The sequence below is a fragment of the Variovorax sp. P4_D9 genome, from assembly GCF_056401695.1.
In genome coordinates, this window is sequence record NZ_JBFUIU010000287.1 from 1 (window position 1) to 10,695 (window position 10,695).

The 10,695-nt window shown below is 63.8% G+C and carries 10 protein-coding genes and 1 pseudogene; all 11 read right to left on the reverse strand.

Annotation, left to right across the window (positions count from 1 at the left end; translation table 11 throughout):
- The coding region (locus AC1DY5_RS27000; protein WP_478116394.1) for an aldehyde dehydrogenase family protein at positions 1-165 on the reverse strand (165 nt) is incomplete at its 3' end.
- A gap of 112 nt (positions 166-277) precedes the next feature.
- On the reverse strand, positions 278-844 hold the full coding sequence (locus AC1DY5_RS27005) for an aldehyde dehydrogenase family protein (RefSeq protein WP_478116380.1): 567 nt from the start codon (positions 842-844) through the stop codon (positions 278-280).
- A gap of 170 nt (positions 845-1,014) precedes the next feature.
- On the reverse strand, positions 1,015-2,565 hold the full coding sequence (locus AC1DY5_RS27010) for a long-chain-fatty-acid--CoA ligase (RefSeq protein ID WP_478116382.1): 1,551 nt from the start codon (positions 2,563-2,565) through the stop codon (positions 1,015-1,017).
- A gap of 127 nt (positions 2,566-2,692) precedes the next feature.
- Positions 2,693-3,838: an acyl-CoA dehydrogenase family protein gene (locus AC1DY5_RS27015; protein WP_478116383.1), complete on the reverse strand. Its 1,146-nt coding sequence runs from the start codon at positions 3,836-3,838 to the stop codon at positions 2,693-2,695.
- Positions 3,839-3,857: 19 nt separating this feature from the next.
- Complete coding sequence (locus AC1DY5_RS27020) at positions 3,858-4,688, reverse strand: SDR family NAD(P)-dependent oxidoreductase (protein WP_478116384.1); 831 nt, start codon at positions 4,686-4,688, stop codon at positions 3,858-3,860.
- 46 nt (positions 4,689-4,734) lie between these two features.
- Positions 4,735-5,154 carry a MaoC family dehydratase gene (locus AC1DY5_RS27025; protein WP_478116386.1) on the reverse strand — a complete coding sequence of 140 codons (420 nt, stop codon included), beginning with the start codon at positions 5,152-5,154 and terminating at the stop codon, positions 4,735-4,737.
- A 13-nt stretch (positions 5,155-5,167) separates the two neighbouring features.
- Entirely contained in the window at positions 5,168-5,611 is a 444-nt protein-coding gene (locus tag AC1DY5_RS27030; RefSeq protein ID WP_478116388.1) for a MaoC family dehydratase N-terminal domain-containing protein, read from the reverse strand.
- Between the two features lie 24 nt (positions 5,612-5,635).
- Positions 5,636-6,823 carry a lipid-transfer protein gene (locus tag AC1DY5_RS27035; RefSeq protein WP_478116390.1) on the reverse strand — a complete coding sequence of 396 codons (1,188 nt, stop codon included), beginning with the start codon at positions 6,821-6,823 and terminating at the stop codon, positions 5,636-5,638.
- A gap of 57 nt (positions 6,824-6,880) precedes the next feature.
- A pseudogene (locus tag AC1DY5_RS27040) lies at positions 6,881-7,983 on the reverse strand (CaiB/BaiF CoA transferase family protein).
- An 852-nt stretch (positions 7,984-8,835) separates the two neighbouring features.
- Complete coding sequence (locus AC1DY5_RS27045; protein WP_478116391.1) at positions 8,836-9,381, reverse strand: sulfatase-like hydrolase/transferase; 546 nt, start codon at positions 9,379-9,381, stop codon at positions 8,836-8,838.
- Positions 9,382-9,451: 70 nt separating this feature from the next.
- Positions 9,452-10,381, reverse strand: a complete 930-nt coding sequence (locus AC1DY5_RS27050; RefSeq protein ID WP_478116392.1) for a fatty acid desaturase — start codon at positions 10,379-10,381, stop codon at positions 9,452-9,454.
- Between the last annotated feature and the right edge of the window lie 314 nt (positions 10,382-10,695).

Sequence of the window (10,695 nt, forward strand, 5' to 3'; positions counted from 1 at the left end):
GATATAGGCCGCCACCTCTTCCTCCGTCCGGTATGTACGCACCGGCAGAAGGGGACCGAAGATCTCTCGCTGCGAAACCGTCATGTCGGGCGTCGGGTCGAAGATCAGGTGCGGCGAAAACTTGCGATGGCCGGCGTCGGGTTGCTGGCCCTCGGCCAGGTTCACGACACGGGCACCCTTGGCTCGCGCATCTTCCAGCGTTCGGTGAGTCGCGCGAAAGAACGCTCGTCGATGATGGCCGTGTGGTCCTGGGCGTTCAGATTGGGATAGCGCTCGGTCACCAGGCGCTTGCAGTGCTCGGCAAACTCGACCTCTTTCCCTGCCGGCAGGAACAACCCGATCCCGTGAACAGCAGGTGGTCGAAGGGCAGCGAGGAGAATGCGGGTCCGCGGCCGCCGCCGTCATCGAAAAAGCGCAATTTGTCCTGCGGGAAATAGCGCGGGCTGATTTCCATCATGAGTGCTGCCAGATGGCCTGAGTTTTCGCTCATCTTGACCATGCAGCGGTTGCTGGCGGCAAAGATGGTCGCGAGCGGACAGAAGGACAAGTTGAGCGGGAAGTTCCACGGCACGATCACTCCCACAACGCCCAGGGTCTGTGGAATCACGCGGTTGCTCGCCCCGGGATACATCAGCATGTCGATTCGCCTGCGCTGCGGCTTCATCCACTTCTTGAGGTTGTGGATGTTGTCCTTGATGGTTTCCAGCACCACGAAGAACTCGGCGAAGAGGGTCTCGAACTCCGAGCGGCTGCCGTAGTCGCGGCAGACCGCCTGCACCAATGCCTTGCGATTGTCCTTGAGCAGTCGCGACAACTGCTTCAGGTCGGCGACGCGCTCCAGCATAGCTGGGCTCCGGGTGATCCAGATACACCGCGCGCTGCTGCTCCAGGCATTGATAGAGCTCGGCGGCCATCAGCCGCATATCGAACTCGGGTGCGTGTGTCGTCATGATTTTGTCTCTGTTCGCGCCCCCGGCCCGCGCCTCTTGAAGCCGACGGTACGCCGCCCGCATGTCAGGCAACATGCTCGGCGACTTGGAATGTCTTGCGCAAATCAGTCTTGAGCACCTTGCCAACGCTGGAGGTCGGCAGGCTGGTGCGAATCTCCATGCTGCGGGGCAGCTTGTAGCCGGCAATGCGTTCGCGGCAGTGCGAACGCAATTCCTCCAGCGAGAGCAAGGCGCCCGGGCGCAGCACAAGCACTGCATGGACGGATTCGCCCCACTTCTCGCTGGGAATGCCGATCACGGCGCACTGTGCGACAGCGGAGTGGCTGGTGGCGGCGTTTTCCACTTCGGTCGAATAGACGTTCTCGCCGCCCGTGATGATCATGTCCTTGATGCGGTCACCCACGTAGACGAAGCCCTGGTCGTCCATGTAACCGCCGTCGCCCGTGTGCATCCACCCGTTCTTCAATGCCGCCGACGTCTCGGTGGGCTTGTTCCAGTAGCCGAGCATCACGTTGCCGCCGCGCACCACGATCTCGCCTTGGGTGCCGTGCGGCACCTCTTTGCCCTCGGCGTCGACGATCTTGAGTTCGACGTTGGTGACAGCGCGTCCGGCCGATCGCAAGGTCTCTCCCTGGTGATGCTCCGGAAAGAGCGTCGTAGCCACCGGCGACAGCTCGGTCATTCCATAGCTTTGGTAGAAGTCCACGTTCGGGAATACCGACTTCGCCCGAACGAGCAGAGTGGGCGAGACGGGCGAGGCGCCATAGGTCAGCCTTTCTATGGAAGAGAGATCGAACTCCGCCGCTTCAGCCGGGTGCGACTCCAACCAATCCAGCGTCATCTGGATCAAGGTCGGCGCCATCAGCACCTCGGTCACGCGTTCATGCGAGATGGTCTGGAGGGCAAGACCGGGTTCGAACATCGGGATGATGATGTGGGTGCCGCCCGTGATGAACAGCGCGACCGTTGCCGCAAAGTCCGCGAGGTGGAACATCGGCATGCAGTGCAAGTAGCGCGACTTCGGTCCGCAACTGCCGTTCAGCACGCTGCTGGTGGCCGAGATGCCGAGGTTGCTGTGACTGAGCATGACTCCCTTGGGGAAGCCGGTCGTGCCACCCGTGTAGAAGATGCCGGCCAGGTCATCGCCATGGCGCCACGCGTCGGGCACGGGTTCGCTGTGCGCGATCAGGGTCTCGTAGCAGAGCATTCCTTCGGGCGTTTCTCCGTCGCCCGCGTAGATCAGATGCCGCAACGTCGTGGCCTGGCCGGCAATGCCAGCGACCGCCTTCTTGAAGGTGTCGTCCACGATCAATACGGTGGTGCCGGAGTCATTCAGCGAATAGAGGATTTCAGCGGGGCTCCAGCGGATGTTCACCGGATTGAGCACTCCACCAGCCCATACCACTGCGAGGTCGTACTCGATGTATCGCGCTGAATTGAGCGAATACATCGCCACACGATCGCCGCTCTTCACGCCGAGCTTCTGCAGCGCACCGGCCAGGCGCGCGACACGATCGCCGAGTTGCGCGTAGGTGAGGCTCTTGCCCATGAAGCGCACGGCTGGTGCGTCCTGACGCAGTTGCAATGCCTTGTGCAGGCCCTGGGTCAAATACATTATGTTGTCTCCTGCAGGGCCACGCGCGTGCAACATCGTGCCCGTGCCCATGCGCCCCATCTCTTGGTTGAAAAGCGGAACCGGGCGCACACGAGCATCGAGCTTTGCGCGCCTCCCTGGTGACCGGCTACAGCGAGCGGCCGACCAACTCGCGCTGGATCTCGTTGCTGCCACCGTAGATTCGCAGCACGCGCGCGTCCGCGTACATGCGCGCGATCGGGTACTCCATCATGTAGCCGTAGCCGCCAAAGAGCTGCACGCACTTGTCGATCACCTCGCCTTGTCGCTCGGTGATCCAGAACTTGCCCATGGAGGCCAGGCTCGCATCGAGCCGGCCGTCGATCCACTGTTGCGTGATGTGGTCAGCGAAGGTGCGCGCTGCGAGCGTCGTCGCCTTGACATCCGCCAACACGAAGCGGGTGTTCTGAAACTCGATGATCGGCTTGCCGAAGGCTCGCCGATCCTTGGCGTATTCCACTGTCAGAGCCAGCGCGCGCTCCATCTGGGCTGCGGCGCCGATCGCGATCTGCGCGCGCTCGTACGGCAATTGGCCCATGAGCTGGAAAAAGCCCTGGCCTTCCTTGCCGCCCAGCAGGCAGTCGGCTGGCACCACGCAGTCGTCGAAGAACATCTCCGAGGTGTCGCCGCCTTCCTGGCCGACCTTGTCCAACACCTTGCCGCGGCGGAAGCCCTGCGCGTTGGCATCGACGATCAACAGCGAGATGCCCTTGGCGCCCTGGCCGGGGTCGGTCTTGGCGACCACCACCACCATGTCGCACATCTGGCCGTTGGTGATGAAAGTCTTGGCGCCGTTGATGACGTAGCCGTCGCCCTTTTTCTCGGCCCTGGTGCGGACTCCTTGCAGGTCCGAGCCTGTGCCCGGCTCCGTCATGGCGACCGAAGTGATCATCTCCCCCGAGGCGATGCCAGGCAGCCAGCGCATCTTCTGTTCTTCGGTGCCGAAGGCCAGGATGTAGTGACCCACGATGTGGTTGATGCCCGAGCCGAAGGCAGAGTTGCCTGCATAGCCCAGTTCGCGCATCACCACTGCCGCGTGGGCGGGCGTGCCACCTGAGCCGCCGTATTCCTCGGGCACATCGGGCAGGATCAGCCCGAGCTGTCCAGCCTTGCGCCAGACTTCACGGCCCGTCTGGTGCTGATCGCGCCATTTCAGGTCGTTGGGTTCCACATATTCGCGGCAGAAGCGGCGAACCGTGTCGGCGAATGCCTCCAGGTCCTCGTCCATCCAGGACGAGCGGATGTTGTCGAGCATGTGCTTGCGCCTTTCCTGCTCAGATGTTGCCGAAGCCGCCGCCGCAGATCAGCACCTGGCCCGACACGTAGTTGGACTCGGGTGTGCAGAACAGGTAGACCGAACCTGCGGCTTCTTCCGGCGTGCCGGGGCGGCCGAGCGGGATCATGTGCTTGCTTGCATCGATCATGGATTGCTGGATGCCCACCTTGATCTCGCGGCCTTCGATCGTCACGGTCTTGCTGGCATCGCCGGCCAGCGCTTGCGTCAGGCGCGTCTCGATGTGGCCAAAGGCGACCGCGTTCACGTTGACCTTCAGGCGGCCCCATTCGCGCGCCAGCGTCTTGGTCATGCCCAGCAGGCCGGCCTTGGCCGACGAATAGTTGGCCTGGCCCGAGTTGCCACCCGCGGCGATCGACGAGATGTTGACCACCTTGCGGAACACTTCCTGTCCGTCAGCCGCTTCAGCCTTAGCTGCGGCGCTGATGACGGGGTGTGCGGCGCGCAGGATGCGGAACGGCGCGGTCAGGTGGCAATCCATGATCGCGTACCACTGCTCGTCGGTCATCTTCTGGATCACGTTGTCCCAGGTGTAGCCGGCGTTGTTGACGATGATGTCGATGCTCTTGAAGTTGTCGACGGCCGTCTTGATGAAGCGCTCCGCGAAGTCGGATGCCGTGACGCTGCCGGCGCAGGCGACGGCTTCGCCGCCCATGCCGCGGATGATCTCGACCACTTCGTTGGCCGGTTCGGCATCCAGGTCGTTGACGACCACGCGGGCGCCTTCGGAAGCGAGCTTGAGCGCCAGGGCGCGGCCGATGCCCCGGCCGGAGCCGGTGATGAGGGCGGTCTTGCCAGTAAGTTTGGTCATGTGTGTCTCGGTTGTTCGGGAGTAAAGCGAAAGGAAAGGTGGCGGGTCAGCGCAATGCGACCACGGCCTCGGCGACGATCTTGAGATCGCCGTATTGGTTGGCGCATTGCATCTCGATGCGCGCGCGTGGCTCGCCGTCGACCTCGAACCTCTCGACCACGCGGCCGGTCAACGTGGGTTCGTTGCCGAGGTGCGTAATGCCCGAGAAACGCAGCGAGAGCGAGCGCACCTGCTGCTGCGGCACCCAATCAGTCAGCAGTCGCGCGACGTAGGCGGCCGACAGCATGCCGTGCGCGAACACGTCCGGCATACGCGCCTTCCGCGCGAAGTCGATGTCGATGTGGATCGGGTTGTGGTCGCCCGAGGCGCCGGCGTACAAGGCCAGTGTGGTGCGGTTGATCGCGGGCAGCTTGAGCGCCGGCAGTGCGTCGCCGAGTTTCACGTTGGCATGGCGGATGGGTTGCATGGTGCCGTTCTCCTCAGGCATTGCGCTGGACGATCGTCCCGCGCAGGTCGGCGACGTGTTCGCCCTTCTGGTTGGTGATGCGCGTCTCATTGACGACGAACTGCAGCGCACCGCCTCTCTTCTCGTAGACGTCGGCGACCCGGGTCTCGAACTTCAGGGTGTCTCCGGCATAGGCCATGCGGTGATAGTCGAAGGCTTGCTCCGCGTGCAGGATGCGTCGGAGGTCCATCTTGAGTGTGGCGAGCGTCTCGGCCAGGTCCGACACCTCACTGTTTAGGCACATCAGGAAGGTGGGTGGCACCGGCAGGGTCGGGTGCCCCGCGTCGCGCGCTGCCGCCTCGTCGCTGTAGACAGGGTCGTTCTGGCCGGTGGCCTTGGCGAAGAAGCGCAGGCGGCCCTTCTCGACCTCCACGCTTCCGCCGCCGAGCGAGCGGCCGATGAGGCTCTTGTCCGTCATGGTGGATCTCCTCTGGGTGGTTGCTCAGCCGCGGCCGTACAGCGTTACGACGCAGGCGCCACCGAGGCCAAGGTTGTGCTGCAGTGCGAGTTCGGCGCCTTGCACCTGGCGTGCCTCGGCCGTGCCGCGGAGCTGGTGCGTCAGCTCATAGCACTGCGCCAGGCCGGTGGCGCCCAGCGGATGCCCCTTGGACAACAGGCCACCCGATGGGTTGGTCACGACCTGGCCGCCGTAGGTGTTGTCCCCATCGTTCACGAACTTCTCCGCGCCGCCTTCTGGACAGAAGCCCAGCGCCTCGTAGGTGAGAAGTTCGTTGTGGGCGAAGCAGTCGTGCAGTTCGGCCACGCGAATGTCCTTGGGTGCGACGCCGGCCTTTTCGTAGACCTGCTGCGCGGCCGAGCGAGCCATATCGAAGCCCACCATCTTGATCATCGAAGGTGGCTCGAAGGAACTTGGGTAGTCGGTGGTCATCGATTGCGCAAGGATGCGTACATCGGTGCGCAGGCCGTGCTTCTTCGCAAAGCGTTCCGACACGATGATCGCCGCGGCGCCGCCGCAGGTAGGCGGGCAGGCCATCAGGCGCGTCATGACTTCGGGCCAGACCTGCACGTCGTTCATCACCTCGTCGACGGTGACTTCCTTGCGAAAGATGGCCAACGGGTTGTTGACCGCATGGCGACTGGCCTTGGCGCGGATGGCGGCAAAAGTCTCCAGCTTCGTGCCGTACTTCTGCATGTGCTCGCGGCCCGCGCCGCCGAACATGCGCAGGGCCATCGGCATTTGGTCGACGTCGGCCGTCAGCGCTTCGGACACGACCATGCTCTTGCCCATCGGCGGCGGCCGGTCGTTGAACACGTTGCCCAGTGCACCCGGCTGCATCTGCTCGAAGCCGAGCGCCAGTGCGCAGTCGACCATGCCGCTCTCGACGGCCTGGCGTGCCATGAACAGCGCCGACGAGCCCGTGGAGCAGTTGTTGTTGACGTTGACGATCGGAATGCCCGAGAGGCCGACTTCGTACAGCGCCGATTGGCCTGAGGTCGAATCGCCATAGACATAGCCCACGTAGGCCTGCTGGATCAGCTCGTAGCCGATACCGGCGTCCGCGAGTGCCTGGCGCGCAGCCCCGGCGCCCATCTCGACATAGCTGGCGCTTGCGCCCGGCTTCTTGAACGGAATCATGCCGACCCCGGCGACGATAACTGGTTGGGTCATATTTCTATCTCCTGTTTGGATGGTGTTGGATGGATGAATGAACGGCGGTGATGGGCGTCAGGGCGCCTCTTCTTTCCACTGAGAGAGCACCGACTCGATGGGGAGCGATGGTTGACCGGCTCCATGACRCACTTCAGGCACCGTGCGGCTGAAACGCGGCGCGGGAGCCGGCTGTGTCACGCCATCGATGTCGATGAAAGTGCCGCGAGCGAGGTTGTGCGGATGCAGTGGCGCCTCCTCCATGTCAAGCACGGGCGCGAAGCAGATGTCGGTGCCTTGCATGCGCTGGGTCCATTCGGCGCGCGTGCGTGTGCCGATCACTGCTGCGACGCGGCGCTTGAGCTCGGGCCATTGGCGCTTGTCCGTCTGGCGCGCGAAGGCCGGGTCGGCGGCGAGACCCAGCGTCTCGAGCAACTGCGCATAGAACTGCGGCTCGATGGACCCGATTGCCACGTACTTCCCATCGGCGCATTCATAGGTATCGTAGAAGGGGCGGCGCCGTCGAGGAGATTGCTGCCGCGCCGCGCGCTCCAGAAGCCCTGGGCCTTCAGTCCGTAGAACAACGAGCCGAGCAGCGCTGTGCCGTCGGTCATGGCTGCGTCGATCACCTGGCCCTTGCCGCTTGCGCGTGTCTCGACGAGGGCGCAGGCGATACCGAAGGCCAGCATCATCGCGCCACCCCCATAGTCGCCGACGAGGTTGAGCGGCGGCGCCGGTGGCTCACCGTGGCGGCCCATGGCGCCGAGCATGCCGCTCAGCGCGATGTAGTTGATGTCATGTCCGGCCGCATGGGCCAACGGGCCGAACTGGCCCCAGCCCGTCATCCGGCCGAACACCAGGCGCGGATTCCGCTGCAGGCAGACATCGGGGCCCAGCCCCAGACGCTCCATCACGCCCGGGCGAAAGCCTTCGATCAACACGTCGGCATGCTCGATCAGCGACAGCACCTGTTCGGCCCCCTCGGGCGACTTCAAGTCGACTTTGACGCTGTGTTTGCCGCGGCTGTTGATGTCGTTCTTGCCTTGCAGCGGTGCCACGTCGTTCTCACGCTCGATGCGCACGACGTCAGCGCCCATGTCGGCCAGCATCATGGCGCAAAAAGGACCGGGGCCGATGCCTGCCATCTCGATCACTCTGATGCCTTGCAACGGACCGCTCATCTTCTGGAACCTCCGTGCGAGGCGATGCCCCAATTCGTCGTCATTTGCTTGTCTCCCGTCTTTGAATCGCGAAACGCCGAGCGGCGAATGCTTGAGGCGGGAGTTTGAAGATGAGGGGAAAAAGTGTCCAACGCAAAAATAGCCCGAGTACATTGCGTCTCGTGCAACCCCGGGTCGGCGTCTCGCTGGATCTAGTTCTGCGCCGGCGCCACGCTGGCCTATCGCCGAATCACCGCGGCTTCGCCGTGGGGTCCCACGCACCCTTCGCGATAGACGCCGCGCGCACAAGTGACGGGGGCCGGATGAACAACGCCCGGTGCCGGCCGAACGACGACTGGCGCCCTACGGGTAACCGCCGCCCCATGGGGGCCGACCATCCCGCCCGGTAGACACCGGCCGCGCACTCAATTGCAGAGGCGTCCTGCGGGGAGGATAGTGAGGAGACCCAGTGCTGTCGTTGTGGCACCCAGCTTTTTGGCAAATGTATTCATGATCAATTCCTAATCGAAATCTTGAAAAGACCATTTGCCCCCTATCGGTGGAGCGAGGTCGGACATCCGCGAGCCCGACTCGCTCTTGCTGAACATCCGAACCTGAAGCCAACGCCAACATACAGATCACCCAGCGCGGCTTTCGCAAGCAGGCTGTCTTCGCCGATCTTGACGCTGAGATAGCGAGACCCGAACTTGATCGATGTGGCGGGTGAGTATTGATAGCTCGCGCCGGCGAGGCCCCTACCAGGTCGTGGCGATCCTTGACGGCGACAGCAGTGGTGGCGACCGAGGGGAGGTGCAGCGTCGTATCGCTCGGGCCGAGTATTCGCGGCGTGGCTTGGACTTGTGCCTGTGCCGCTCAGGAGGAAAGGCCTGAGTCATTGGGGTGGCCGTTCAGGTCCGGGCAGAATCCACATTGGCGTCCGGCGGCACGTTGCAGGTCAGCCTTGAGGCAAGTCGCGATGTTCTCGGGGATCGGCGTGCCGTCCTTGGTCAGCGTCTGTAGCTGTCCGTCACTATCCGGCGCCAGCAGGTTCATGTGGGACACGTGCCACTTGGCCTTGTAGAAGGTCCGGTAGCCGCCAGCGCGGAACCAATCGCCCATGGTCGGCACCATGTCGGGCGCGAGCCAGCGCATTTCCGCACTGTCCGGTCCCTTGCAAATCCCGTCGGTCTGGGTGACGCCGTRCAGCGACGGATACTGACCCGTGAACAAGGACGCGCGGCTGGGCGTGCAGGCCGCCGACATCGCGTAGTGGCGGTCAAACGACACGCCCGTGTCGTGCAGGCTCTGCTCTCCCATGAGCACTTCGCGGCGGAAGCGCTTCAGGTCTGCGTTCTCATAGGGCGGCGGAAACCGCTGCTGATCGGTCAGAATGAGGAAGATATTCGGTTGCTTTGGCATATATGTCCTGCGACCTATTCATCTCATGGCTATCGAGGGGCCAACTGCGCTGCTTGCCTTCGTCACGAATTCAACTCGGCTTGCCTTGTCTCTTTCGCTTGCAATCGATGGCACGCAAGCCGCGATTGAGGTCTCTCAATCGATCGCCACTACAACGTTCGTGCGCCGGCGGTGCGGAGCCAGGAAACACGCCAAGCGTGACGCGACACTGAAACACCTTGTCCCTATCGCCGCTGTGCGACGGATCGGGAAAGCGGTGCTCGATGAGGATGCGGCCGACCGTGACCAACTGCAGCAGCAACGTGAGCGGCAGCACCCAGAGCACGAAGAACGGTATTAGCCACCCGGCCGCCGCGCAGCCGGCCGCACCAAGCGCCCAACTGGTGATGCCGACCGTGTCATGCAGGCGGTCACCCGACATCCAGGACATCCGCGCCCGATGTACCAGAAAGCGGGTGTGGAAGCGTGGCGACGCCAGGCTCGTCAGCACGCAGCGCCAAAGCTGCCGCTTGGGCATCCCCGGCTCGAGCCGGCACAAGCCGAGCACGAAGTCGGTGAACTCGTCGCCCTCGGTGAGGAGCGTGCGGACGCTGTGGTGGCTCATGTGCTCTTGCTGGTAGCGATCGAAGTGCTTGAAAAGCAGAAGCGCGGAGACCAGCCGGCCGACATCCCGGTTGCGCCGGCGGTCGGCGAAGAGCTGAGCGTGCGCGCATCGGTGGAACACGGCGATCTGGAACAGGCTGACGCCAGCAGTCGTCAATACCAGCGAAAGCGCGATCAGTGCGGCCGATATCAGGCCATGCGTCGCGAAGCCGACGGTGCCGACCAGCTGCCCGAGCACAGTCCATGCGAGCGCCTCGAGCAGGAAGGTCCACGGGGCGCGTACGCGGGCGCGCTCGCTGGGCGCGGGGCGGCCGGTCAGCCAAGTGAGGAGCGGCTGCATGGCGCGCGGCAGTCGAAGCGCCATGAGGGCGCGCGGGTCGGTGCGATGTTCGGACATGGTGCTGGTCACGGTTGGGTGGAAGGTTCGTCACCTACGGAATGACGTGGACGCATCGGGACGTGCCTGGTCCGAAGACTTCCCGTCGACATGAGGCTTGACACGGTGCGCCAGTTAAGTTGCACGGCAGGCCGTTTTGGTTCAACCTGCGGCCCTGGGCATGCTTCGCCGTCGCCGGAGGCCGTGGCAGCCTTCGCCGTTTCCGGGATCAGTCGCACGAGGGAACTTGCCCCCTCCTGCAGGAAGGGATCGAATACCGACCCCCAAGGCACGAGGTTGGGCGCAGGCAGACTTTCTGCGGGCCGCTCATGGGC